The following is a 25,653-nucleotide window of genomic DNA, read 5'->3' as shown; positions in this document are numbered from 1 at the left end:
TAACTGGGTTTTGTGTGTGAATTAAACATATCTATTTAGTATAACCGTATATTACAGTGCTCAGTTATTGCTTAATTTATGGCGTTTATTCAGGTCGTCAATGATTTCATTAAAGGGTTTTTCATATTTAAAGAAAAATAGAATCAAAACGCAGACTAGAGCAAAGGCGATAGGGATCCAGATATAGCTGGCAATAATGGCATCCATTGAAGCCTCAGTCTGAGGCTGATTCGCGACGTAACCGCCGGCCGCCATAACCCACATAGGTATAGCTCCACCAAGGCCTGCTCCAAGTTTTATACCAATTCCTGCGGCCGTCGATACCAATAGCCCTTGGGCTCGGATACCTGATTTCCATTCACCAAAATCAACGGTATCAGCGATAAGAACGAATAATAAACCGGAGGTAAACCCTTTGCCTATTGCGCCGAATACGGTACCAAAATAGATCAGTGCAATATTTTTATCGCCAAGGTAGATGATCAGCTGACCCAGAGCAAATACGCTAAAGCCAACTAAAATAACCCAGCGCTTATCAAATCGCTTGGTTAAAAATGGCACCATAAATAAACCTAAGATGCTGCACATAGCTAATGAATTTACAATCGGGACAAGCTCAGGTTGACCGATATAGTAAGTCACATAGTAAATAGCCGCAGTAGAGCGTTGGGTATAACAGATATAACAGAAAATTGTTAATAGCAGCGCCATAAACCAAGGGGTATTGCCTTTAATCGCTTTTATCCCCTCTTTTAGTGGCAGTGATTTTTGGCTTGAATCAGTATGAACACGCTCTTTGGTATTAAAAAAAGTAATAAGTAATAGCGCAACGGCGACAATGGCATATAAACAAATTGTGGCAAAGAAGCCTTTTTGCATATCCCCAGCGCCAAAGAAAGCAACTAAAGGTAAAAGGGTTAAATTGACAACAAGCCCACCAAATTGGCCACCTAACATCCTAAACGTATTGGCGACGGTTCTTTCCTGTTGGTCATTGGTTAAGCTGGGTAAAATAGTTGATAAAGGGTTATTGACTGCCGAATACAATACGCTGACTAAAATATAGGCCGTGAAGGCATAAATCATTTTTCCTGACGGGCTTAGATCGGGCCCCCAGAATAACATAACGCAAGCGGCAGCAAAGGGAATACAAAACCATAATATCCATGGACGTGATTTTCCCCAGCGGGTATTTGTTTTATCAATTAACATACCAAGAATAGGGCTATCAATCATATCTAAAAAGCGGACTGCTAGCATTAATATACCGACAGCCCCAAGGCTAATACCATATACATCAGTGAAGTAATAGGTTAAATAGGTCGTTACCACAATATAGACTAAATTACAGGCGGTATCGCCTAATCCATAACTGATTTTTTCAAATAAAGGGATTTTCTGATCTTTAGCTGTCATTGATAAAATCTCCTATATCAACAAATTATTATTTTTAGTTTTACTTTAGAAAGCTTATTTCTCCTCTATCATGATTTTTCTTATAATATTAAGAAACGCTTTCATCGAATATTGCATTGACTCCTCATTGATATTGAATTTAGCGTGATGATGGGGGTAATCGGCACCCGGCGAGCGGGTACCAATAAATAGAAAACAGGCGGGTATACCCTGTTTGGTATATTGAGAAAAATCTTCACCAGCTAGCGTTGGATCGGTGTATTGACAATGTTTGGCACCCATCCCCTCAGTGAGTGCCTCTTCGACCAGTTTCGTGGCCTCAGGATTATTATAAAGAGGGGCTGAGTTATGGCGCTGCTCAAAGCACACTGTTGCAGTTGCACTATGCATATGGGCTATTTGAATACTTAATTTTTCAATTTCGTCATAGATTTGATTCATGGTCTCCATATCTAAAGAGCGTAGAGTACCGCCGAGAGTGACTTTTTCTGGGATGACGTTATAGGCAGAATCGGATAAAAAGCGGGTGACGGAGATTAATCCTGTACGAATCGGATTAATTTTACGAGAGATAATAGTTTGTAGAGCTAAGACTAATTCAGCTCCGATAATGACGGGATCAATGGCTTCTTGTGGGATTGCTGCATGGCCACTTTTTCCCGTGATGGTAATGGTAAAAAAATCACCTGCGGCCATCATTGGACCATAACAAATACCAATTTTCCCAAGCTCTAGCGGTGACCAAATATGAGCGCCAAACAGGTAATCCAAACCCTCCAAAATGCCATGTTCAATTAGTTCAAGCGCTCCGGTACCAATTTCTTCTTCGTGTTGAAATATTAGCTTAATTGTCCCTGTTATTAGATGTTGATACTGAGCCAGAATACAGGCAATACCTAACAGGGCTGCGGTGTGGCCGTCATGGGCACACGCATGCATAATGCCAGGATGTTGAGATTTAAATTGACTATCACTCTCTTCCTTAACCGGCAAGGCATCAATATCGGCTCTTAATGCAATGGTTTTGCCCGGCCTATGGCTTTTTAAAATAGCAATAACGGACGTTTCTGTGGGGCGTTGTAACTCAAAACAATTTAGCTCGGTTAAAATCTGGTAGATAAAATTAGCAGTTTTAAACTCTTGACCGGATAATTCGGGATATTGATGAAGATGCCTACGCCATTGAACTACCTGAGGATATATCTGTTTTACAGATTGATTGATAATGGTAATAAAATTAGACATATAATACTCCCTTATATTATTTTAATATCAATGCAGATGAATGGCTTATTTATATTAAATGCTGCCATCTAATAAATAATTGGAGATGCTTGAGGTGTTTTAACAAATTTATGATGAGTTGGCGTATTACTAAATCTTACAAGCAGGTTATGATTTTTTATTAATGTGATGTTGTCGGCAAAATTAGCTAATTAATATGCATTAGTAATGAAATAAAAAATATTTAACCATGGTTTTATTTCTTTGGTAATAAATCATCTATCAGTCATGTTATTTTTACCCTTACTGCTTATTAGTATTATTATGAGACAGTAACATAAGTAACTTTGTGTTTGACTTATATATCGATGATATATAAATATGATTTAATTTATATTGCTCCCAGGTATTGAGCGTAATTATCTGCGATGGGGCTATTTGGCTTTAGTCTGAACGATAAAGTTTTTTCTATCAATGGTTCCTCTTCAAAATCAGCCGTATTATGGTGCTAAATCCACGCCTAAAGGTGTGAACAAGCTGATTGTTGGTAATAAAGTTGAAATTATTTAGAATATCTTAGGACGGGAGAGCCAGAGTTGAAGGTAGTCGCGTTTTGCACACAGTGATATTTGATGGTAATAATCAGCGTTGTACCTGTGAGTGGTATGGTAAGCATCAGGGGGCTAGGGGGCCTTGTAAACACGTATTGGCGGTGAAGAAAATGGTCATGGTTTGATTGTGTTACGTTAAAAAATAGCACCATCGTGTCCTAATCGATAGCTAGCACCAGTACTAATCCCATTGATGCCTATAGAATTTTAAGCAAAGGATGCTTATATGTTTAAATTTTTGAGTTTTATCTATACCCCTATTCCTATCAGTTTTGACAGTCGTTTTGACCTATCGACTTCATTAGAACGATTGAATAATGGCATCACCCAACGCCGACTATTGCAAATTCCGGCAGAAACCAGCGTTGTGGGGCAGGTCTCTGAAAATAATGTAGTACTTAAAAAAGTGACTCCTAACGTTAGGAATTCATTTAGCTTAAATTTTACCGGTCGTTTTGAATCCATTGATAATAAGATCGTTTTGAACGGTAATTTTGAAATGAGCACCTTTGTCGTCGCCTTCGTGACTGTGGCGATGTTGCTATCTCTGCTGGTTACTCTAGGTTCTATCGTCGCGCTGGTTGTAAACCATTCCGCGAATGTATCTGCTTGGTTTGTTCCTTTAGGCGGACTGGCCGTTGGAACCGGCTGTTATGCCATAACCTATATAGGGTACTCAATTTCAAAAAGTAGCGTATTCCTTATATTTCAAACGTGATTAAACAGGCATTTTCCAGAAGATAGCGTTACTTGTCGCATTTTTATGCTAAAGATTAGGTCAATAAGCTTAATACTTCGGTTTCCAATCTATGGTTGTTAGAGGAAATTTATACAATGGCCAAGAAGAAAAAGATGCTACCAAAGAATATCAACGACTTAATAGAAGCCGCTGATATTGCCGCCTTGAAAGCGGTTTATGATACCTGTGAACTGGATGCCCGAGGTGGTTCCGGTAAACGGACGGCTTTAAGCCTGTTTCAGATACCTGATGAATTGACCCGCTGGTTAGTTGCACAAGGGGCATGAAGCAAAGCACTATCGACAGAGACATCACGCCGGTATGGGGACGCAAGCTGCTGTCAGAGATAATGCCCTCTCTTACGTGAGTATTGTGACAAGATAAAAGCGCGTGGTGCGCCAGCGGCGGCGATTCAGGTTCACAAAATGCGGTTTTGATACCGGTGGCTTTTAATACACCGGAGCGAGGATCGTACTCCACCACCGTACCGTCCGGATAGGGGAGCTGGTGTACTTGTTCATCCATCAGCGGGGAAAGAGGGAAGGGAATTGACTTGTAGACGACAGGGTTACAAGTTAAGGTAATAAATAGTGTACTCCGTACATGTAAGTGACTTGAAATATGTACGGAGTACATTTATTCTACTGTGTAAGGACAATAATTAATCAGGGAGTATGATGTTCACTTTTATTGAACTGCAAGGTTTCAGTAAACGGCGGCGGGAATTATTACCTGATGATGAATACCGGGAATTTCAGGAAACGCTGATTAATGATCCTGACATCGGTGACACCATCGCAGGTACCGGTGGATTTCGCAAAGTACGCTGGAGCCGTTCGGGTATGGGTAAGCGCGGTGGTGTGCGGGTTATATACTATAATGTAACAAGTAATGGACGTATCTACCTTGCTTTGGTATATCCAAAGAATGAGCAGGATAATTTGACTGAGGAACAGAAAAAATTATTGAGGCAACTGTCGGATATACTGAATTAGTTGCGTTATCTTGGGAGTAACTCCCAGGCCAGAGGGCTGAGAAAGAGTATGAAAGACGAACTATTTGCCGATCTGCTGGCTAGTGCAGAAGAGATGGTAAGAATTGAAAAGGGCGAACAGACGCCGAAGCCGGAGCATGTTCATACTTTTAGCGAGATTGACGTTAAGGCGATACGCGAGGCAACCGGGTTAAAACAGCAGGATTTTGCCGTCGCTGTTGGCGTCAGTTATGATCTTGTGAAAAGCTGGGAAACTAAGCGTCGCCAGCCTACGGGGGCCGCGCGTAAACTACTTATCTTATTGCAGGCTAACCCCTTTATCATTAATCAAATTAAAGTTGCATAAACAATGAGTGCGCCTGTTCTGTAGGCGCACTAGATATTTAAGCGATAGCATTTAACCTAGACCGAAGTATCCACAAAGCAATCTGGTTACTACTCCGGCAGCGACAGCACCTGACATTTTTAATGAACCTGCATATGCTTTACCTACAATTTTTCCAAGCCATGCGCTGGTTTTATTGCCCAAGGCGTCTATCGAAGGTAGTAACCGTGCGATTAAAAACAATTAAGTCAGCATAATGTTGTACGCCTACGGCTGATTTTTTCTCGATGAGGAGAGAGTGGAATTCTAACGTTTAAACCTCTCCTGACTTTCTATTATGCTGAACCCATCTAATCAATCACTTGGCTCATGCATTACGCCAGATATGCGCTATGCTCTGAGTATTCCTTATGGGTAGGTATCCGTTTTTGACTTGATGAAATGATAATATCTACCGCTGCTGTTTTCTAAAAAGGCACTTCTCTATGCGTGGTCTTGGCATATTAATCGTACTACTACTTACCGGCTGCCAAGGTGACCAACAGGCCCAAATATCCGATCTGAGCGCCGAGATTCCCGATAAAATCTCCCATATATGGCCGATTCCCGCCCCATTATCTCAACCCGACGGGCTGCGACCGTGCTGTGCTTTTGGCTATGATCTCAAGGCTGAATTGTTAGGTGTTCCGGTTCCTTTTTATCATGCTGAAAATGTGATTGATGCCGATCAGCTTGGCGCACACGTTTATAACAATAGCGAACTGAGCGGAATTACTAATCTGATGGGAATGAGCAGTGAAAATCTGGGTTTGCTGTATACACGGCGCGCCGGGTTTATTGATATCGCCCATATCAGAGATACGGCTGATAATACGCTATTTCTGTTTAGCCAAATCTGGCCTCGATTAGGTGAGGAGTGGCAGTTGGAGTTGGGGACAGAGTTAGCCTCTAGGCGTATACAGTTCAGGGCTTTTACTCCGCCAAAATCAGAGCAGCAGCGCTATATTTTAGCCACTTTCTTGGCTGCCCGATTAGCCTATCAAATGGCAGTGTGGCATGAAATAGCCCAGTGGTATGGTTATCAATCCGTATTTGGTTTTTCAGAACAGGTATCGGCATTTTCTCCAGAGGACCTCTACTCCAATATGATTGGCGCAAAATTAAGTGCCACGCTGATATTAAGCGGGCGGGCAACTTCATTGGATCAATACAACCTTTCGATGATGGCAGCATTACCACAGGTACTGCATCAGTTGGGGGCAGTAAACCAGACTGAGACTCGCCTGCAGTTTGACTATGTCGATGGTACGTGGTGGGACAGCAAGCGCTATTTACCGCAAAAGTTTCTGCTGTTATTACGTGACTATGAAACCGGAAATGCGCGTAAGCCGATGATGGTACCGGGTGAGAATATGCCAGCAGCTAGTCTGGCACTGCCAACCCGGTTTGCTGACGTCAGGCTGGCGGATATTGCTGAATTACAAATGAGGCCCGGTAAACTGATGGAAAATTTACCGGTGCCTAAAAGTTACTACACGGCTAAAGACTTCAGCCGTCTGGCTCAATATGCAGAACGGCAGGATGCCAAGCAACTGCTACAAAACAAGCGAAATTAATATATTCACCATAGGTTAAGTCGCTGTAGGGGCTTAGAGGATAGGCTTCACGTTACTCGAAAGATTAAGCTGGACTAGATACGTTTAGATACGCCTGCCAGCACACTTTCTAATAAACCGTAGCGAAAGTATTTCGCCCAGATATTCGCGAATACCACTGCGCTGAAAAAATAAATTAACGCAGTCAATACGGCTCTCGATAGCGATTGTCCGTATAGCCACCCGAGATATTCAAGGGTGCCCATAGCTAAAATAATATGAAAAATATATAAGGTTAATGTCTGGCGCCCGGCGGGAATTAACCAGTTAATGGCTCTTACATGAGGGAAGTTTTGGTAGAGAAGAAGGCACAAACCAATCGTGGCTGTGGCAAAACCACCGGCGGCTATTAAATAGAATGGTGTCGGTGGAACGGGGGAGGTCGCAAATATCCAGCCTAATGAATGGTTATTTAGGTATGGAGTAAGCTGAGATGATAGCAGTACTGATAATAGCCCCGCGGACAAACCAATATATAACAAACAGCGCTGAACCCGTTTTGTATTGAGTGATAACCGGCTGAGATAAATGCCGAATATCAGAAAAGCGAGCCACGGCAGTACCGGGTGAAAGCCATTAAACCACAGATTACGCATAAATCCGTGAAACGTCCAAAAGTCGCTATAGGTTAACGTTTGCCAATTCCAGCCAGTATTAAAGTTGAATGTATCAATTAAAAATACCGACGTGAGAGAGAGTAGGGGTATTAACAGCAAGAGTAGGGGGGAAGGCAGCTTTAGGCATAATGCGCCTAATAAAAAATACGCGGCATAATAGTGGATTATATCGGCCGGGAATATTGCTACGTTTAGCATGCCAATGAGGAATAAAAGAATGGCGCGTGGAAATATCTTTTTTTGTGCTGCTGACCAGTCGATATCTGTTGTCGATATTCCCAAGCCAATGCCGGCTAGTATAACAAACAGAGCCGATGCCTTCCCTTCCAGTGCGGTTATTATGCTAAACAGCCAGCCTGATGTGCGATCGCTGCTTTCTACCATAGCCAGACGAAAATTGACCAATACCATGCCTAGCAGCGCGATACAACGGGCGAGGTCTAATCCATAAATGCGCTTTTGTTTATTACGGGTCATGATTATTTTTCAGTATTTTTCAGCAAGGTGAGTAGCAACTGAATCAACCCATGGCCTGTGGTTGAAGTATCGCTAAACAGTGATTTCCTCATAGCGAAACCTTCTATTCCATCGATTATTAGTTCGGCTAATATTTCTGATTGAATATCTTGACGGATATCCCCGGATTGAATACCCCGGGTGATAGTTGTGGTTAACGCTGAGGTAATAGTCCGCTGATTGTCAGCAAAAATCAGGGCAATTTCAGGATCCCGAGTACACTCTGCGATAATTTCAACCGTCAGTTTTATTCTGTCTGGCTGGCTTAACTGCTCCAGATAGATTGCCGCAAATTTCTGAATTGCCGCTAAAGGTTGTTGTTGTTCCAAGGTAGAAATTAATACGCTTTGTTCTTGGCTCTCTAATCCGGCAATTTCCTTAATGATCTCCCCTTTACCGGTAAAGTAATTATAGAGGTTACCTAAACTGACCTTTGCCTCAGTGGCAATGTGCCGCATGCTGGTTTGGTGAAAGCCGTGTCGGGTAAAACAGTGAAGCGCTGATAGCACGATTAATTCACGGCGCCTGCCCTGCGTCCCTTTTCCTTGACTCATATAATACCCCAGCAAAAAACGAACGTTCGTTCATTTTGGGCGAGAAAAAATAATTGTCAATAAGGAAATGGGTAACCGGACTTAGTGAAGAAGGGGTGATTATCGGTCTGGCAGCTTTATTTAGTGCTTAGAAATGACTTTTGATAGGAAAAACAACCATGGCCGTTTGGCACCTTATGTAGAAATGTCTGGTGCCAAACGGTGATGAGAAATCTATCAGGCTAGCTGCTTCGGTTTCTCTGTAACAAACAGCATTGCGACAATACCGATAACGGTAATCACCGCTGCACAGTAGAAGCCGGTATTCAGGCTACCTGTTTTATCCGCTAAGAATCCGGTCATGATCGGTGCCACAATCGATGAGGCCATACCAAAGAAGTTATACAGGCCGAATGCCGTACTCAGTGATGCTTTAGGCGCATTATCTGCGACCAGTGCCACCAATACCGGATTCAGGCTGATTTTGCCGATAAAACCATACAGGATTAATACCACGATAAGCATAACTTCAGTCGTTGAGTAAACAATACCGAAGATAGCGACTAATGATAAAGGCATCATAAACAGAACAACCGGCTTTCTTCTGCCCATCTTGTCAGAAGCGTAGCTGCACAGCAGTGTACCGATAACAGAAATCCAAGGTACGATAGAGGCAATTCCGGCCGCGTGAACAATATCCATTCCGCGTTCTTGCTGCAGGTAGTAAGGCAGCCAAGTGATAATTACGAAGAACCCGTAGATAGAACAGAAAATGGTAATGTAGGCTAAAACCAGATTGCGGTTTTTAAACAGATCCCAGAAGCTGAACTTCTCGGCGGGTGCTGCTGCCGCTTTGCTTGCTGCTTCATCAGTAGCCGGTGCTTTTTCTTTAATAAAGATCAGCATCATCATGGCGATAATAAAGATTGGGATGGCGATGGCCAGGAACGGCATTTTCCATGAGGTGTTATAGGTCTGAACCATGGTGCTCGACAGGTTATAACCCAGAGCAATACCAAATGACATTCCGCTACCGATAATTGCGCTGCCTAACGTAATCCATTTTTTAGGAATGGCTTCAGAAGAAAGTGCATATTGTGGGCCGTAGTAGGCGCCTTGAGAAGCACCGGTTAACATCCACAGAATGATAAACAGAATAAACGACGATGAAATACTGATCGAGGCAATAAAAATAGCAAACAGGAAGAAGCCCTGCACCATGATTTTTTTACGGCCAATTTTATCGCCTAAAATGCCTGCCGGGATTTGTAGCGTGGTATAGGCAAGAAAGAACAGGCTACTGATCATACCCAGCTCTGTTTTTGATAAGCCAAATTCGGTCTGAATCATTGGCATGATTGGATTAAGCACCGTCCGGCCAGCATAAATAGCCACCCACCCGAGGAAAAAGATGGTCACCATCTTTATCCAATAGGGAATCAGAGGGTTTTTATTGTCATTATTCATAGAGTTTTCCTTATAAGGAGGCTATTTTATTGGAGTATGATTAATTTTTCGCGCTTGGTTAAATTAAGTACTGTTGGTTAAATGGTCGTTATGCTCTTTATTTTTAAGACACATTTATGGTTGTTCAATATAGTTGATGAAAATAATGATTTTCGCTAAAAATATATGTGACAGGAGTCAAAGCCCGAGTATTGGTGATTTTAATTTGAGAATTACCCTTTGATTTTTAAATAATATTGAATGAATGGTCGCCAGTCAGCTAACTTTTATTAGCATATTGATTTTTATATATTTTTTTGTTTTTTATATTCTTTGCCTCAACGGGCATATTATCATTATGAATTGTACTGTTATATTTAATCTGTTCCTTTTTTCCTCACAGGCTGGATTCTATATTTCTCCGTTGTTAAGGCTATATTTTTATATTTGATATGTCCATCACTCCGTAAATGCTCTAAAGCATTGCGCCTATTAGCCTTATTAATCCCGTGTGATTTATTCATATGGATTGGCCTATTGGGGTGATGTATCTTATATACCTGTCATACTTCAAGTTGCTTGGGTGTTGACTGTGCCCACTCGCACCAGTCACATAGTCAGCTATGTTTCTGGCGACTCTTGGGCTTGTCGCCTACAGGCAACTCGAATTATTTTGGGTATACAGTCTGTATGGCATTCATTTTGCGAGGATTGAGCTGGCTGATATGAATCGTGTATTTGTTATTCTTGGGGTGATGGCATTTCTTTTCGGCATGCTTCTTGGTCACGTTAAAGATCAAAATCCTCAACCGTCGGTCAATGTGACTTCATGGCAGCATCAAGCCTATATTTGGCAGAGAGTGTGGACGCCTCAGCACCGTGAGGCTCTTCAACAGAGTCACGAGCTATTTTCCGGCCTGCGTATTCTGGCTGTACAGCTCAATCATGGTGAAGGAATCCGTAAGATCGCCGTCGATACTAGACTGTTGCAACAGGATGGGCGACCGGTCTGGCTGGTGGTTCGTATTGATGGCCAGCTACCGTCTATCGACTCATCGTTAGTGTATGAAAATCTGTTTAATCAGCTACACCAATGGCAGCAGGCTGGATTAACCGTTGCCGGTATTGAGATTGACTACGACTCAGCCAGTTCAAAGCTGGCCATTTATCAACAGTTTCTAAAGCAGCTGCGCATGAAGCTACCGGCAGAGCAGCAGTTGAGCCTTACTGTGCTGCCGTCATGGATCGAATCCCCCGATTTGCCCGCACTGTTACAGCAGACAGATACCTCTGTACTACAGGTACATGCGGTTCTTTCACCACAGCAAGGGCTGTTTGATGCAAAACTGGCATCAGGCTGGATAGCGCGTTATAGCCAGTTGGCTCCCAAACCCTTCTTTGTTGCCTTACCCGCCTATGGTATGGGGCTGGCAGGGTATCAAGACCAAAAACCCATAGTTGAGAGTGAAACGTCGGTGCGTGTTGCCGGTCAGATGCAAGAGTTATCGGTTGAACCTCAGGCTATGGCTGCTTTTTTATCTCAGCTTCGGCAGCGGCATTTGCCTAATTTGAATGGTTTGATTTGGTTTCGCCTGCCGTTAGAGAACGATCGGCGGGCATGGTCAATGTCGACGCTGAAAGCGGTTATTCTTCAGCAACCTCTGGTTTCTGAATGGACGGTAGAAGTGCAGGCCCAACCTGCCGAGGCCGGTCAGAACAATTCATTATATAACCTGATATTACGTAATACCGGCCAGATCGACGGCGTTCTGCCGGAAGAAATAGTCTTACCTGAGGGTAAGTGCCAGATTGCCGATGGGGTTGGTCACTATCAGGTAAACTCTGGTAATCAAATAAATTCAAATGGCCAACGGTTGAGCTTTGTCCGTATGCATTCTCAGCAATTACGGGCAGGCCAAAGTCAGGCTCTGGGATGGGCCCGCTGCACTTCCCTTATTCAAGGAGATATTCATGTTAATCCCTGAACGACTCACGATAAAATTTCCCCGCAAATCGCTATCGTGTTTAAGCCTGCTGATGGCAACATCGCTGGCGGTATCCGTTCCTGTGAACGCCTGTGGCCCGGATTTTATTAACCGCCTGCTGGTCGATCGTAATAGTACGCTGTTGTATATGCCTGAGGGCAATTTCTCGTTTGAAGCCGGCAAGCTGGTCGATATTGATAATAAACTTCCGCGCTGGAAAGAGGTAAAGGCCATATCGATGGAAGAGTTCAGATCTCGCATGAGCGCTGAACAGCTTCGCCAATCAGATATTATCGACCAGATGCGGGCTAGCCATAGCATTGAACAGGCTGAGGCGTTGAGTGCAGGATTAGATCCGGAGCAACGGCTATATACGCTCGGTGCGGTGGCTTTTAAGCTGATGGACCCAAAGGCAGTTGATTATTTCTCTCAGGTGCTGGCCCTACCGGAAAGTGAGCGGCAGCTTTATGGGCTGGACGCTCAATACTCTTTAGGCCGGGCTTTGATGGGGGATTACTCCAGTGAAACGGAAGATGAAACCGGCCGTTCGATACCGCCTCGACCTGATGACGCCCAGCTCAAACTTGCATTGGTGGCATTTCAGAATGTGATAGACCGGGTTAAAAATGGCGAAGCTGATGAAACGTTATTGTCGCTCAGCAGCCTTGGTCAGCAGGCGCGAATCCATATCTGGTTAGGTGATATGGTTACTGCGACTCACCTTTACGCGCAGCAGGCGGCGCAGGGGGATAACACCGGGAGCCGGTCATTGCGTTATATTTCCAGCACCTTGATGAATCCACAAAATGAACGGCTGGTAGTAGAGGCTATTAAAGATCCACTGGTGCAACAGCTGATGACAATCCAGCTGTTTACCAATAACTGGAACTGGCTTGGCTATGAGCGTGAAAGTGAGAAGCCCAAAATTGTCGCTAAAATGCTGGCCTTAATTAACTCATCGGCAACGACCGGATTTAAGGGGAGCGATCGTCTGGCTGCGCTGGCATATCGTTCCGGTGACTATGATATGGCGGCGGCACTGCTGAAAAACTCCGGTGACAGCGCGCTGAGCTGGTGGCTGCGGGCAAAAATGGCATTACGTAATGGCGATGAAAAAACGGCAACTGCGGCTTATGCTAAAGCAGCCGAAGGATTTCCATCCGATGAATTTTGGGGCGAATCCGCTGAAGATCGCGAGATGATTCCCCAGAGTAATTTACTACCCGGCTGTCGGGTTGCCGGAGAACAGGGAATTCTGGCCCTTAATCGTGGCGATTATCTGCAAGCCATGGATTTATTTTATCGGGGTAAAGATGTTTACCGCGCAGATGTCATGGATATCGCTGAGCGAGTATTAACTCTTGATGAGCTAAAAGGGTTTGTTGATAAAAATGTNCCTGCCGTTGCTGAGTTGATTAACAGCGATGCCGGAAACGACTATTACTACGGTATAGGGTTTGCATCAGACGTAGAACTACGTGAAGTGCTGGCCCGTCGCTTGATGCGGGCAGGGCGCTATGATGAAGCACTGGCTTATTTTCAGTTTGCAAACCATCAGCAATTGGCCAAGCAGTATATTGATAACCTCAAGGTTGCTAATGACATCAAAGTCGATAAGTTAACTCGTGCTCAAGCCTACTATCAGGCTGCGCTGTTATTACGCGAGAAGGGAATAGAATTAATCAGCTATGAGATGACGCCGGATTATGCGATTTACGGTGCAGATTATTCATATGTTGGTGATGCTTTTGATACTCGCTATCAACGCAGCAATAATTGGTTACGGGATGAGAAAGAGCGGGTTAACGGTATTGAGCCTGATAGCCGCCCGATAAAAATCAAAACCTGGATTAATCCGGCTGAAGCCGCCAGAGCTAAATCAGTATTGCCGAAAACCAATAATAATTATCTTCACTACCGCTGGAAGGCGGCTGATTTAGCGGTGAAGTCAGCCGATCTTCTGCCGACCAAAAGCCAAGCCTATGCGGCGGTATTGTGTAAAGCGAGTAGCTGGATTATTCACCGAGATCGTAAGGGCGGGCTAAAGCTATATCAACGCTATATTAAAAATGGTGCCAGCTTTGATTGGGCGCCTCAGTTTGGTTATCAATGTCCGGAGCCTGAATTTAAGGTGAGTGGCTAATACCTGAGCTATATTAAAAAAGTGTGATCGTGATGAGACCGCTATTTACGTTTTGCGATCACATTTTTTTCCTCAAGAGTTATTTATCATATGGTACTGTTTTACAAGGCAACGGCCGACAGGCTACGCATTAAAGAAAGGATGATTATGTTCAGAACATGTTTAGTCGCTATCACTCTATTGCTTGGTTCCGCTTCAGCCTTAGCGGCTGAATATTGGATCGACGTGCGCATTCCGGAGCAATATCAGACCGAGCACATTGATGGTGCGATAAATATTCCATTAAAGCAGCTAAAAGAAGATGTTGGTCATCAGGTTAAGAACAAAGACGATACGCTACATCTTTACTGTAATTCAGGCCGTCAGTCAGGAATTGCTAAACAGGTTTTACTCGATATGGGTTATACCAATGTGTTGAACGAGGGCGGTATTGATCGGGTTAAAGAGCGATTGAATGCCAAATAGGGCAGTATCAAGGCCGAAGAGCTGGGATGGCACAATATCGGCAACAGTGCCACCCTTGCGGCTATTTATCCATCACCTGCTGCCATTGGTGTTTTAACTGGGCTGAATCAGCTACGCTGTTGCAACTGGCCGGAAAATCTTTTCCTGAATTGGCGAAAGCCGTAATGTTGTCAGGCAGGCAAAAGTCTTGCTGTCCTTTGGCATATCCCTGTAAATAAGCACTGCGATTGATCTCAGCCTCACCATACCATTCAGCCAGCGTGGTGTTTTCTTTAACGCCGTTACCACCCAGCGCTTCGTTATACCCAATATCAAACCATTTAGACTGAGGAACGGCGCTATCGGTATTTTCAACCTGATGACTGCTTGAGGATGAACAGGCGGTAAGAATCAGTGCTAATGTCAAAACAAGGGCGTATTTCATCACTCAGTCTCTGTCGGTTAGTATGACATTCTGCCAGCAGGCAAAGGCTCATTATTAATTTTATCGGTTCAGGTGATACCTAACTGCTCTTTTAAGGGCTTTAAGTAGCGACGGCTGACCGGAATGCGTTTCCCTGTTCGGGTGATGACTTCAGCCGATCCGTTATCCATCAGCTGAATTTCATTTACCTGATCCAGATTAACCAAATATTGGCGATGGCAGCGGGTATATGGCGTTTTTTCTTCCAGCATCTTTAGCGTTAGTTGGGTATAGCCACTTTGTTTTATACCGATAACATGTACACCGCTGAGCTCTGAACTAAGGTATTCTACTTCGTCCAGGCGCAGTAAAAAAATACGGTTATGACCATAACAGGGAATGTGCTTTAACGGAATGTTCATTACATCGTGTATATTATTGTTTACACCTTTACTGCTTTTTAATCTCTCGATTGTTTTTAATAGTCGTTGGTAATCGATAGGTTTTAGTAAATAGTCAAAAGCATGCTGTTCAAACGCTTTGATGGCATATTCGTCATAGGCGGTAGTAAAAACGATGTAGGGCATCTTGACCGGATCGAGCATGGCCGTCATTTCTAATCCGCTGATCCTGGGCATTTGAATGTCTAAGAAGACAACATCGGGCTGAAGCCGATGGATATCTTGAATAGCTTCTAAAGCGTTACTGCACTCGCCGACAATGGTCAGATCTTCTATTTCCCTGAGAAGTTCAGCCAGCTCTTCTCTGGCCGGTTGTTCATCATCAACAATGATCGCTCTAAGCATGTTCCCTCCACCAATTTGGTGTAGTTTAACATGGGCAGCTTTAACTGCGAATGACCATATTTAGCGATCTAAAACAGAGGGGAAAATAGCGGGGCATAAGGCCGGTTTTTAAGTGAAAAATATTTAATAGTAAAAATATGTTTACATCAATGGAGTTAAAAGTTTACACTTATTCTCGTGGTCTTAATCTCTTCCATATTTGGGTGTTTTATCATCGTTAAGCTCGATGGTTTAAGGAATAAAAAATGAACATGCAGAAAGATAAATTGAATAACGTCAACATTAGCGCAGAGCAAATTTTAGTCACGCCGGAAGAGCTTAAAGCAAAGTATCCATTGAGTTTAAATGATGAAGCTAGCATCTCCGCAGCCCGCCAGACAATTTCTGATATTTTACACGGTAGAGATAATCGCCTGCTGGTCGTTTGTGGCCCTTGTTCTATCCACGATCCTGAAGCCGCGTTGGAATACGCTGCACGCCTGAAGAAACTGGCGGAAGATACCAAAGATCGCCTGTTTATTGTGATGCGCGTGTACTTCGAGAAGCCGCGTACAACGGTTGGCTGGAAAGGCCTGATTAACGATCCTCATATGGATGGTTCATTTGATGTGGAGCACGGTTTACACCTGGCCCGCCAACTTCTGCTCAAATTAGTTTCTATGGGGCTACCGCTGGCAACCGAAGCGTTAGATCCGAATAGCCCGCAATACTTGGGTGACCTGTTTAGCTGGTCGGCTATCGGCGCGCGTACTACTGAATCACAGACTCACCGTGAAATGGCATCAGGCCTGTCTATGCCGGTAGGCTTTAAGAATGGTACCGATGGCAGTTTAGGTACGGCAATTAATGCAATGAAAGCGGCATCTATGCCTCACCGCTTTATGGGTATCAACCAGTCAGGTCAGGTTTGCCTGTTACAAACTCAGGGTAATCCGAACGGCCACATTATTTTGCGCGGTGGTAAAACGCCTAACTACGAAGCTGAGCACGTTAAAGAGTGCGAAGTTCAGATGGCTAAGGCCGGTCTGAATGCTGCCCTGATGATCGACTGCAGCCACGGCAATTCAAATAAAGATTACCGTCGTCAGACCGAAGTAGTTAACTCACTGATTGAGCAAATTAAAGCAGGTAACACGTCTATTATTGGCATGATGCTGGAAAGCAATATCAACGAAGGTAGCCAGTCGTCTGAACAACCTCGGGCAGATATGGCTTACGGTGTTTCAGTGACCGATGCCTGTATCAGTTGGGATACGACTGATGTACTGTTGCGGAAAGTACATCAAGAACTGAAAGCGCTGGAATTAGTGTGCCAATAAGCGCTGCCTCAACGCAGAATTATTTTGGGTCTAGCCATAGAAGTCTGCGTGTTTATTGATATATTAAGTTATCGATTTCTGGTTTACCAAACTTCGTCGCCTAAGGGCGACGAAGTGCTTATTAGACGGTAATATCCGGCTTTATTTTTAGGAGACATACGGAATATGGTGGCTGAACTAACGGCTTTGCGCGATCAAATAGATGACGTTGATAAAGCGCTGTTGAAATTGCTGGCTAAGCGACTGGATTTGGTCGCGGAAGTGGGAGAGGTTAAAAGCCACCATGGTTTGCCCATTTATGTTCCTGAGCGTGAAGTGAGCATGCTAGCCTCTCGGCGTAAGGAAGCTGAAGCTTTGGGCGTTCCGCCTGACCTGATTGAAGATGTTCTGCGCCGCATCATGCGCGAGTCTTACACCAGCGAGCATGATAAGGGATTTAAAACCCTATGTCCTGAAGTAGGGCCGATTGTTATCGTCGGCGGGCAGGGCAAGATGGGAGAGTTGTTCAGCAGAATGCTACAGCTTTCGGGCTATCAGGTTCGCGTTCTGGAGCAAAATGACTGGGATGATGCCGAGGCTATTTTATCCGATGCCGGAATGGTGATCGTCAGCGTTCCTATTCATGTGACAGAACACGTTATTCGTCAGTTACCTAAGCTGCCTGAACACTGTATTTTGGTTGATTTAGCGTCGGTTAAAGGTATCCCTTTAGAGGCGATGCTGGCCGTTCATCATGGCCCTGTTTTGGGGTTACATCCGATGTTTGGCCCGGATGTCGGTAGCTTCGCTAAACAGGTGATTGCATATTGTGACGGTCGAAGCCCTGAGTCTTATCAATGGTTACTGCAACAACTTCAGGTTTGGGGCGCTAAGCTACATGCGATTAGTGCGGCAGAACACGACCGGAATATGGCATTTATTCAGGCTCTGCGTCATTTTGCGACCTTCACCTATGGTTTAAATTTGTCTCAGGAAAATGTACAGCTTGAGCAATTATTAGCGTTATCGTCACCAATTTATCGTCTGGAGCTGGCAATGATCGGCCGGCTGTTCGCTCAGGATGCTCAGCTTTATGCGGATATTATTATGTCGTCTGAGGATAATATTGCCCTTATCAAGCGTTACTATACCTGTTTCGGTGAGGCAGTCAGCCTGTTAGATAACGGCAACAAAGCCGAGTTTATTGAACAGTTTAATAAAGTTAAACAGTGGTTTGGTGACTATGCGCCGCGTTTCTTAAATGAAAGTAAAGCGTTGTTACGCCAGGCAAATGATAGCCGGCAGTAAAATAAAACGTTGAATAGAGAGATTTCGGTTATCTGATTTTGTTAAGGGCCACGCTGTGTGGCCTCAGACTGCTGACAAACCCCAATAATTAAAATATTGGTCTTAAAAGTGGTCAATCGAAGGGAGAGCTTTACTGGCTACTTCCTGTCGCCAGCCCTTTGGGCCAACACTCCGTGTTGTTCAACCCGCGTTGTTCAACGCCGTTCCCTACGGCTTTGTCCGTTGGGGTCGTAGCTGCGTGAGCAGCCGGAGCGCTCTGGGGATTCTAGGTCCGAGGCCCCGAGTACTCAAAATATCGTCTCTCGGCCGCTAGAAAAAATCAATATTCCGATACTCATTATGCGGACGAAATCTACGCTGAAATCAAATTAAACCCTTTGTCATAAAATTCAGGGCCACATTGTGTGGCCCTGAATTTATGCGGCTATGCCGGTACTTCAGGCATATTTCTACCGTAGTAGATTTCTTGCATTTCTTGACGCAGGCGGCGGGTAATATGCTGTCTTTCCGCCGGATCTAAATCTTCAGGTTTGGCATTAAACAGATAATGGTCAAGGTCGAATTCTTTGAGCATCATTTTAGTGTGGAAGATATTTTCCTGATACACATTCACGTCAACCATATGGTAAAGCGAGGTTATATCTTCGGTCATAAAGTTTTGAATAGAATTTATTTTATGATCGATATAGTGCTTTATGCCGTTAATATCTCGGGTAAATCCGCGTACCCGATAGTCGAGCGTGACGATGTCAGATTCGAGCTGGTGAATGAGGTAATTCAGCGCCTTAAGCGGTGAAATCACGCCACAGGTCGACACTTCAATATCAGCCCTAAAGGTACAAAGACCGCTTTCCGGGTGACTTTCTGGGTAAGTGTGGACACAAATATGACTTTTATCTAAATGAGCAACGATCGCATCAGGTAAAGGGCCCGGGTTTTCTGAACGGTCAACCAGGTTCGGATCCATCGGTTCTTCACTAATTAATATAGTGACGCTGGCCCCTTGAGGGTCATAATCCTGACGAGCGATATTCAATATGTTAGCCCCAATAATTGAACAGGTTTCAGTCAGGATTTCTGTCAATCGGTTAGCATTGTACTGTTCATCGATATAAGCAATGTATCGGTCTCTGTCTTGAGCTGTCTTAGCATAGCAAATATCGTAGACACAAAAACTCAGGCTCTTGGTTAAGTTATTGAAGCCGTGTAGTTTTAGTTTATGCAATTTGGTTCACCGCCTTATTTATAGTTTATAACGAGAAATATTATTATCAGGATAATGCGTCTTGTAAATATTGTGGCAGAGCGAAGCTGCCCGCATGGATCTCCGGGTTATAATAACGGCACTTAATCCCGGACTTATTAAACCGTTCTTTTAAAACAGCTAAATCATAGTGACGTAATAATGCATTCTGGGTTGCCCAGGCAAACGTCATTATTCCACCGTAATAGGTAGGAATCGCCGCCTGATAGAAGCTGGTATCTTCAAAATAATTCGACAGTTTTTTATGGCTACTAACGGCTTCATCTTGCTGTAAAAAACAGACGCCATTTTGCGCGACAAAGATTCCGTTTTCATTTAAACAGCGGGCACAGCCTTGATAGAAATCAGAGGTGAATAAACTCTCTCCGGGGCCGATAGGGTCGGTGCAGTCGGAGATGATAACATCAAACTTCATATCCGTTTGGCTGACAAAGTTTACGCCGTCTTCAATCACCAGATTGAAGCGCGGATCGTCATAGGCTCCGGCACTGTGGTTTGGCAAATATTCACGGCAAAACTCTACGACATTAGCGTCAATTTCAACCATGGTAATGTGCTCAACGCTTTGATGCTGACAAACTTCACGTAGCATACCACCGTCGCCGCCGCCAATAATCAGAACACGTTTGGCTCTGCCATGGGCAATGATTGGAACGTGAGCCATCATCTCATGGTAGATAAACTCATCGCGTTCGGTGGTTTGTATTACGCCGTCTAAGGCCATCACGCGCCCCATGACGTCATTTTCAAAAATAATTAAATCCTGGTGTTCGGTTTTATCCTGATACAAGGTTTTATCGATAGAGAAAAACTGACCGAACCCGCTATGCAGGGTTTCAAACCAAATCTCTTTATTGGACATGACTGATATCCTTAATACCGCACAAAAGTAAGCGGAATATAATAGCTAACTCATTACCTATATGCACGATTAATGGAGTCGGCCATATTAGCTGAAATATGATGTAAGACAGGGGGATAGGGCCGGGATAAATAAAATAAGGGAAACCAAACCGGTATTCCCCTATTTATTGCTGTAATTCATAATGCCAAATGAATCTTTGGCTAAGGCCTTACATTTCCGGTCTTTAGCAATAGGAATCAGGCTTAGGTCTCTGTAGCTAGACTGACCTAATTCTTCCATATTGATTTGATTATAATTACTTAAATCCCAGCGGTTTTGCTGAGCAAAATAGACTAGTGCCCGTTTAATCTCAGGTACCGGAAGATCATTATATCCGCACTCTTTTTTCAGATAGAGAAATACAGCAGTGAGATCGGCCAGCTCTTCTGCTTCTGATTCTGTAAGAGCCTGACAAGTCGATGAAAACCCGATAAGCGGTAACAGTAATAGCGGTATATTAAAAAAGGATTTTTTCTTCATTACATCAGCAATAAATTTATCAATATGCTGACGTTACCATACTGGCCGATTATGACAAATCTTTTTATGTCTGGCCGATGGTTCAGCCAGCATTGATTCAGTTTAATGTCTTCCCTTGAAAACTGAGAACCAACAGCACTTGGAAACCGATAATCATTAATGATATCGATAATCTGAAGGCGTTTGTGAAAACATTTTTTTAAACGCGCGGGTAAAACTTTGTTGAGAATCAAACTGATACTGATAGGCAATTTCAGCAATGGTTCTTTTACTCTGTTTTAGTTCAAATGCTGCATTTTGCAGGCGTTTTTTACGAATATACAGGGCCAGGGAGTCCCCGGTAATATCTTTAAATAGGCGTTGTAGATGCCATTGTGAATATCCTGATTTTGATGCGACTCGCTTGACATCCAGAGGTTCTTCTAAGTGATTTTCAATCCAATGGGCCAATTCTTTTATAATGCTAATACGGAGCATGATTACTATCCTCTGTCGTTACAAATCTATCATCGTACGGACTAATTTTTTTGCTTACTTGAAACTGTACCGTACAGTATTAATTTGTGGTTCAAGAGTCAATAAAAACAAAATTAGCAGGGCACTAAAAGTCAAAAATGGGCGAGGGGAAATAAAGTTCGCTATGCTTTAATTTATCCGGCGTATGATATAGCCGTTATACTTCAAGCTCTGGAGCATTGGCCTTCGCTATTCAGTCGGACCATGCTTGCTGGGATATAGATAAATCAGAACGTTGGTCCTAAAGCCAGAATGGAAAAGAATATGAAGATATCAACCCTATTGGCCACGTTTTTAGTGGCTTTGAGCATAAATACGGCCTACGCCATTACTGAAATCAGAAATACCCAGCAGGCAGAAAAGATGCAGTTGGAAAGCATGGGGGTAGTCGGTACAACGGTGGTTGCCGATACGCTTGATGAAGCCGTTGAGGCAATTAAAGCTAAGGCAGAGAAGCAGGGCGCCTCTTACTTTCGGGTCATTGGTGCCAAGTCTTACGATACCTCACCATATTGGCGTATTTCAGCAGAAATATATAAGTAATCAATCAAATAGTAAAAGCCCGATAACGTGATGTTATCGGGCTTTATTTTATCTGAAATTCACATCGATTCAGTCCAAATTGGACTACAGGCCTTTGGTCGGATCGTAGTCAAAAGCCATCAGTGAGTCAGTGCCATTTTTTAACAGCGGAATGACTTTTCCGGCTACGGCGACGTGGTCCGGATGGAATAGATAGATATCCCGATCTTCTGCGTTATCAAACTCAATTTCAAACCCGTATTCGAAGCCATGGTTCATGCCTTCATTGCTATCATATTTACCGCACTTAAAGGATTTTATCTGAGGGATAGTCTTACCTAATCCTTCAAGTAAAATGAAAGCCTCTTTGATCTCTTGAGCTGTCAGTGACTCTTTAAATTGCAGTAAAACAATGTGCTTCATCATATTGCTGTTCCCTTACGGTTAGTAAAATTAGTCCGCTAAGCGTAGCCGGACATTTATGATGCCTAAGTTAGCGGGTAATATTTTTAAACTGACGGGTTGTATCGGTTAATGCCACTTCGGTTGGCAAACGCTCCATTGAGCTTGCACCATAGAAGCCATCGCAATCCGGGCAATTTGCCAGAATATAGCTGGCATCTTCAGGGGATGAGATTGGGCCGCCGTGACAAAGTACAATAATGTCTTTGCGCACTGATTTAGCTGCTTTAGCCCAGGCGTTAATCATAGGGACACAGTCTTTTAAGGTCATGGCGGTTTCTGCGCCAATGTTACCACCGGTGGTTAGCCCCATATGCGGAACGATAATGTCGGCGCCGGCTTCGGTCATTGCGATGGCATCTGCCTCACTGAATACGTATGGGGTGGTCAATAGCCCTTTTTGATGGGCTAAGCGAATCATGTCGACTTCTAAGGCATAACCCATTCCGGTCTCTTCAAGATTGGCCCGGAAGTTACCGTCGATCAGACCGACGGTCGGGAAGTTTTGCACACCCGAGAAGCCGGTGCGGATAACATCATCCAGAAAAACATCGAAGTTAACAAAAGGGTCGGTACCGTTAACACCGGCCAGAACGGGGGTGTTTTTTACTACCGGTAGCACTTCTTTCGCCATATCCATCACAATGTCATTGGCATTGCCATAGGCTAATAGACCGGCCAGCGAACCGCGGCCGGCCATGCGATAACGACCTGAATTATAAATAACAATCAGATCGATCCCTCCGGCCTCTTCGCACTTGGCCGAAAGTCCGGTACCGGCACCGCCACCAATAATTGGTTCTTTACGTTCAATCATGGTGCGGAATTTTTTCAATAGCTCCTCACGGGAGAAACGTGACATATAGACTCCTTATTTTTTATTCCAGATTTCTTTAAATTGGGTAACTGCTTCTTCAGCAAAGCGCGGGTCGTTAATGTTATAAGGCACGCGAATTAAACGACGACGTTCAGTTTGGTTAACCGTTTTTTCTAATGCTTCAAACAGTGCTTTATCGTTTTCTGGCGACCAGAATAATTGGTCCGGCGCATCTAACGCAGAGACACCCCCTTCAGGGATCAAAAATCTTACTTCACCTTCGCAGGCATTAAGCTTGTGACCGATCCATTCTCCCATTTTTTGATTTTCTTCTTTGGTGGTTCGCATCAGAGTGACCTGAGCATTGTGAGGATAGAACAGTCGATCTTTATAATGGGCAGGGATGGTGTCAGGGTTACCGAAATTCACCATATCCAATGCGCCGCAGGAACCGACATAAGGGATTTTAGTTTTTGCAACCACGTCTAACCGATCCGGTCCGCAGGCTAAAACGCCGCCAAACATCATGTCGCAAATCTCTGTGGTAGTGATATCCAGCAGGCCATTTAACAGGTGGCTACCGGCTAACTTTTCCATTGCCGTTCCGCCAGTTCCCGTGGCATGGAAAATCAGGCAGTCAAACTGCTCGGACAACTGTGCCGAAATAGCCTGCATGCAAGGGGTTGTCACGCCAAACATGGTGAGCCCCAGAGCCGGTTTTTCGTCTTTAGCTTCCGGAACCTCAAATTTGACGGCACCTGCGATGCTGTGAGCGGCGTTAGCTAAAACCTGACGGGATATCCGGTTCAGCCCGGCAATGTCAGTAACGGAATAGAGCATGGATATATCACTGGCACCCACATAGTTTGATACGTCGCCCGACGCCATGGTTGAGACCATCAGCTTTGGCATACCAATTGGTAAGGCCTGCATTGCGGGTGTAATAAGTGCGGTTCCACCGGATCCCCCTAAACCCACGATGCCCGCGATGTCATCACGAGAAAGGATAAAATGTTCAAAGGCCAACGCCATTGCCACCATGGCTTTTCCACGATCGCCACAAAAGACAGCCTGAATTCCTTCCGGATGATGTGCGGCAACATCTTGAGCCGATATATCAGCCTGCGGGTGATTTTGAGAGGATTTGGTCGATAAATCTATAGTAGTGACCGAAAGGTCAGTTGCAATAATGAGGTCTCGAATGTACAAAGCCTCTTCACTTTTAGTATCAAAAGTTGTGGCGATATAGATAGATTTCTTTTTCATCGTAACACTTCCTTGGCATCAGAATTTAGTCGAGGTATCAGTTTTTCAGTGAACGCCATTAATGTACCTGATCTATATACTATAGCCAAAATGAGACCGGAGTATCACATTGAAAATGAGAGATGGCCTACAAAACGGACAAAAAATCTCTTCAAGTGAGAGTAAACAAACGCTAACACGCGCCCGAGCGAGAACACAAAGTAAGCTGATTGATACGGCAATGGGGATGTTGGAACAGGGGTGGTTTCCATCAATAACTGAACTTGCAACCGCAGCCGGGGTATCTCGGGCCACGGCCTATCGCTATTTTCCGACTCAGGGCGAGTTAGTTTCATCTATTGTTGATGAAAGCCTGGGGCCAATTCAGCGTTGGTCACCTAAGGAAGATACCGTCGGGGAAAGAATTTCTGCGCTACTTGAGTTTGCATATCCACAAATGGAAAAGCATGAAGGCGCATTACGGGCGGCACTTCAGGTCTCTTTACAACAATGGGCTGATTTACGGGCTCAGAGATTGGATAAAGAAAATAAGGCTCTGTTTGTTCGTGGTAATCGTAAACGTTTAGTTGAACTAGCAGCAGAACCTTTGAATGGCAAAATTTCTAATGATGAACTGGCGCGTATGAAACATGCGTTTTCTCTGATTTATGGTTCTGAAGTCTTTCTGGTATTTAAGGATATCTGGAACCTTGATTCAGAGCAGATTCAAAATATCGTCCAGTGGATGGGCAAAGCGATTGTCCGCCAGGTTGAAGAAGATGCCGGCTTAATTAATTAAGTTTTTACCTCCGTCATACTTCAAGCTGCATTTTGGTTGGCTGCGTTTGTTCACCTTAATGGCATCGTTATCTATGCCGTTGAGGTGAACTGACTCGCCGCTTCAATGCCATTCGAATTATTTGGGGCGTCTGGCCTGCAAATTTATCACCTTGATTCAA

26 protein-coding genes are annotated in these 25,653 nt (G+C 44.0%); 12 read left to right on the top strand and 14 right to left on the bottom strand.

Annotated features, from left to right (window positions below):
* Positions 1 to 60 precede the first annotated feature (60 nt).
* Positions 61 to 1,416 (bottom strand): glycoside-pentoside-hexuronide (GPH):cation symporter, encoded by a 1,356-nt coding sequence (locus YWE_RS0124765; protein ID WP_029096859.1) that lies wholly within the window; start codon positions 1,414 to 1,416, stop codon positions 61 to 63.
* Between the two features lie 54 nt (positions 1,417 to 1,470).
* Positions 1,471 to 2,661 (bottom strand): M20 metallopeptidase family protein, encoded by a 1,191-nt coding sequence (locus YWE_RS0124760; protein WP_029096858.1) that lies wholly within the window; start codon positions 2,659 to 2,661, stop codon positions 1,471 to 1,473.
* Positions 2,662 to 3,262: 601 nt separating this feature from the next.
* Between YWE_RS0124760 and YWE_RS31605 the strand changes: the two genes are divergently transcribed.
* From YWE_RS31605 to YWE_RS0124730, 6 genes are all read left to right on the top strand, one after another.
* Positions 3,263 to 3,376, top strand: coding sequence for an SWIM zinc finger family protein (locus tag YWE_RS31605; protein WP_071605937.1), 114 nt, complete (start codon positions 3,263 to 3,265; stop codon positions 3,374 to 3,376).
* A 101-nt stretch (positions 3,377 to 3,477) separates the two neighbouring features.
* Positions 3,478 to 3,969, top strand: coding sequence for a hypothetical protein (locus YWE_RS0124750; RefSeq protein ID WP_029096857.1), 492 nt, complete (start codon positions 3,478 to 3,480; stop codon positions 3,967 to 3,969).
* Between the two features lie 116 nt (positions 3,970 to 4,085).
* The gene (locus YWE_RS0124745) at positions 4,086 to 4,277 is read left to right on the top strand and encodes a hypothetical protein (RefSeq protein WP_029096856.1); all 192 of its coding nucleotides are present in this window, start codon (positions 4,086 to 4,088) and stop codon (positions 4,275 to 4,277) included.
* A gap of 390 nt (positions 4,278 to 4,667) precedes the next feature.
* Positions 4,668 to 4,985 carry a type II toxin-antitoxin system RelE/ParE family toxin gene (locus tag YWE_RS0124740; RefSeq protein WP_029096855.1) on the top strand — a complete coding sequence of 106 codons (318 nt, stop codon included), beginning with the start codon at positions 4,668 to 4,670 and terminating at the stop codon, positions 4,983 to 4,985.
* A 48-nt stretch (positions 4,986 to 5,033) separates the two neighbouring features.
* A complete protein-coding gene (nadS, locus tag YWE_RS0124735; RefSeq protein WP_029096854.1) occupies positions 5,034 to 5,330 on the top strand; it encodes a NadS family protein in 297 nt (98 codons plus the stop codon).
* A 464-nt stretch (positions 5,331 to 5,794) separates the two neighbouring features.
* The gene (locus YWE_RS0124730; protein ID WP_029096853.1) at positions 5,795 to 6,925 is read left to right on the top strand and encodes a DUF4056 domain-containing protein; all 1,131 of its coding nucleotides are present in this window, start codon (positions 5,795 to 5,797) and stop codon (positions 6,923 to 6,925) included.
* 74 nt (positions 6,926 to 6,999) lie between these two features.
* Here the strand turns inward: YWE_RS0124730 and YWE_RS0124725 are convergent, their stop codons facing one another.
* From YWE_RS0124725 to YWE_RS0124715, 3 genes are all read right to left on the bottom strand, one after another.
* Positions 7,000 to 8,058, bottom strand: a complete 1,059-nt coding sequence (locus YWE_RS0124725; RefSeq protein ID WP_029096852.1) for a DUF418 domain-containing protein — start codon at positions 8,056 to 8,058, stop codon at positions 7,000 to 7,002.
* Positions 8,059 to 8,060: 2 nt separating this feature from the next.
* Entirely contained in the window at positions 8,061 to 8,651 is a 591-nt protein-coding gene (locus YWE_RS0124720; RefSeq protein WP_029096851.1) for a TetR/AcrR family transcriptional regulator, read from the bottom strand.
* 216 nt (positions 8,652 to 8,867) lie between these two features.
* Positions 8,868 to 10,097 carry an MFS transporter gene (locus YWE_RS0124715; RefSeq protein WP_029096850.1) on the bottom strand — a complete coding sequence of 410 codons (1,230 nt, stop codon included), beginning with the start codon at positions 10,095 to 10,097 and terminating at the stop codon, positions 8,868 to 8,870.
* A gap of 704 nt (positions 10,098 to 10,801) precedes the next feature.
* Between YWE_RS0124715 and YWE_RS0124710 the strand changes: the two genes are divergently transcribed.
* Positions 10,802 to 12,061, top strand: coding sequence for a DUF3142 domain-containing protein (locus YWE_RS0124710; protein WP_029096849.1), 1,260 nt, complete (start codon positions 10,802 to 10,804; stop codon positions 12,059 to 12,061).
* A 2,290-nt stretch (positions 12,062 to 14,351) separates the two neighbouring features.
* Complete coding sequence (gene pspE / locus YWE_RS0124700) at positions 14,352 to 14,669, top strand: thiosulfate sulfurtransferase PspE (protein ID WP_029096847.1); 318 nt, start codon at positions 14,352 to 14,354, stop codon at positions 14,667 to 14,669.
* 61 nt (positions 14,670 to 14,730) lie between these two features.
* Here pspE and YWE_RS0124695 read toward each other — a convergent pair whose 3' ends face one another.
* Together YWE_RS0124695 and btsR are read right to left on the bottom strand one after the other, a co-directional pair.
* Entirely contained in the window at positions 14,731 to 15,093 is a 363-nt protein-coding gene (locus YWE_RS0124695; RefSeq protein WP_029096846.1) for a DUF2799 domain-containing protein, read from the bottom strand.
* A gap of 68 nt (positions 15,094 to 15,161) precedes the next feature.
* Positions 15,162 to 15,878: a two-component system response regulator BtsR gene (gene btsR / locus YWE_RS0124690; protein ID WP_029096845.1), complete on the bottom strand. Its 717-nt coding sequence runs from the start codon at positions 15,876 to 15,878 to the stop codon at positions 15,162 to 15,164.
* Between the two features lie 251 nt (positions 15,879 to 16,129).
* Between btsR and YWE_RS0124685 the strand changes: the two genes are divergently transcribed.
* Complete coding sequence (locus YWE_RS0124685; RefSeq protein WP_029096844.1) at positions 16,130 to 17,197, top strand: 3-deoxy-7-phosphoheptulonate synthase; 1,068 nt, start codon at positions 16,130 to 16,132, stop codon at positions 17,195 to 17,197.
* A 165-nt stretch (positions 17,198 to 17,362) separates the two neighbouring features.
* Positions 17,363 to 18,484: a bifunctional chorismate mutase/prephenate dehydrogenase gene (gene tyrA, locus YWE_RS0124680; RefSeq protein WP_029096843.1), complete on the top strand. Its 1,122-nt coding sequence runs from the start codon at positions 17,363 to 17,365 to the stop codon at positions 18,482 to 18,484.
* A gap of 424 nt (positions 18,485 to 18,908) precedes the next feature.
* On the opposite strand, the gene speD is transcribed toward tyrA, so the two are convergent.
* The 4 genes from speD to YWE_RS0124660 form a co-directional block, all read right to left on the bottom strand.
* Positions 18,909 to 19,709 (bottom strand): adenosylmethionine decarboxylase, encoded by an 801-nt coding sequence (speD, locus tag YWE_RS0124675; RefSeq protein WP_029096842.1) that lies wholly within the window; start codon positions 19,707 to 19,709, stop codon positions 18,909 to 18,911.
* A gap of 46 nt (positions 19,710 to 19,755) precedes the next feature.
* Entirely contained in the window at positions 19,756 to 20,610 is an 855-nt protein-coding gene (gene speE / locus YWE_RS0124670) for a polyamine aminopropyltransferase (protein ID WP_029096841.1), read from the bottom strand.
* Between the two features lie 162 nt (positions 20,611 to 20,772).
* The gene (locus YWE_RS0124665; protein WP_029096840.1) at positions 20,773 to 21,132 is read right to left on the bottom strand and encodes a YacC family pilotin-like protein; all 360 of its coding nucleotides are present in this window, start codon (positions 21,130 to 21,132) and stop codon (positions 20,773 to 20,775) included.
* Positions 21,133 to 21,288: 156 nt separating this feature from the next.
* Positions 21,289 to 21,609 carry a helix-turn-helix domain-containing protein gene (locus tag YWE_RS0124660; protein ID WP_029096839.1) on the bottom strand — a complete coding sequence of 107 codons (321 nt, stop codon included), beginning with the start codon at positions 21,607 to 21,609 and terminating at the stop codon, positions 21,289 to 21,291.
* Between the two features lie 303 nt (positions 21,610 to 21,912).
* On the opposite strand from YWE_RS0124660, the gene YWE_RS28645 reads away from it, so the two are divergent.
* Complete coding sequence (locus YWE_RS28645; RefSeq protein ID WP_036017082.1) at positions 21,913 to 22,191, top strand: YdgH/BhsA/McbA family protein; 279 nt, start codon at positions 21,913 to 21,915, stop codon at positions 22,189 to 22,191.
* An 84-nt stretch (positions 22,192 to 22,275) separates the two neighbouring features.
* Here the strand turns inward: YWE_RS28645 and YWE_RS0124650 are convergent, their stop codons facing one another.
* From YWE_RS0124650 to YWE_RS0124640, 3 genes are all read right to left on the bottom strand, one after another.
* A complete protein-coding gene (locus tag YWE_RS0124650) occupies positions 22,276 to 22,596 on the bottom strand; it encodes a Dabb family protein (protein WP_029096838.1) in 321 nt (106 codons plus the stop codon).
* 67 nt (positions 22,597 to 22,663) lie between these two features.
* Positions 22,664 to 23,494 carry a phosphoenolpyruvate hydrolase family protein gene (locus YWE_RS0124645; protein WP_029096837.1) on the bottom strand — a complete coding sequence of 277 codons (831 nt, stop codon included), beginning with the start codon at positions 23,492 to 23,494 and terminating at the stop codon, positions 22,664 to 22,666.
* 9 nt (positions 23,495 to 23,503) lie between these two features.
* Positions 23,504 to 24,715 (bottom strand): Tm-1-like ATP-binding domain-containing protein, encoded by a 1,212-nt coding sequence (locus YWE_RS0124640; RefSeq protein ID WP_029096836.1) that lies wholly within the window; start codon positions 24,713 to 24,715, stop codon positions 23,504 to 23,506.
* A gap of 115 nt (positions 24,716 to 24,830) precedes the next feature.
* Between YWE_RS0124640 and YWE_RS0124635 the strand changes: the two genes are divergently transcribed.
* Positions 24,831 to 25,493, top strand: coding sequence for a TetR/AcrR family transcriptional regulator (locus YWE_RS0124635; RefSeq protein WP_051323568.1), 663 nt, complete (start codon positions 24,831 to 24,833; stop codon positions 25,491 to 25,493).
* Positions 25,494 to 25,653: the final 160 nt, after the last annotated feature.

The sequence above is a fragment of the Budvicia aquatica DSM 5075 = ATCC 35567 genome (assembly GCF_000427805.1).
In the GTDB taxonomy this organism is placed as follows: domain Bacteria; phylum Pseudomonadota; class Gammaproteobacteria; order Enterobacterales; family Enterobacteriaceae; genus Budvicia; species Budvicia aquatica.
The sequence above is the reverse complement of the archived record's forward strand: the minus strand, read 5'-3'. Positions and strand labels throughout refer to the sequence as shown.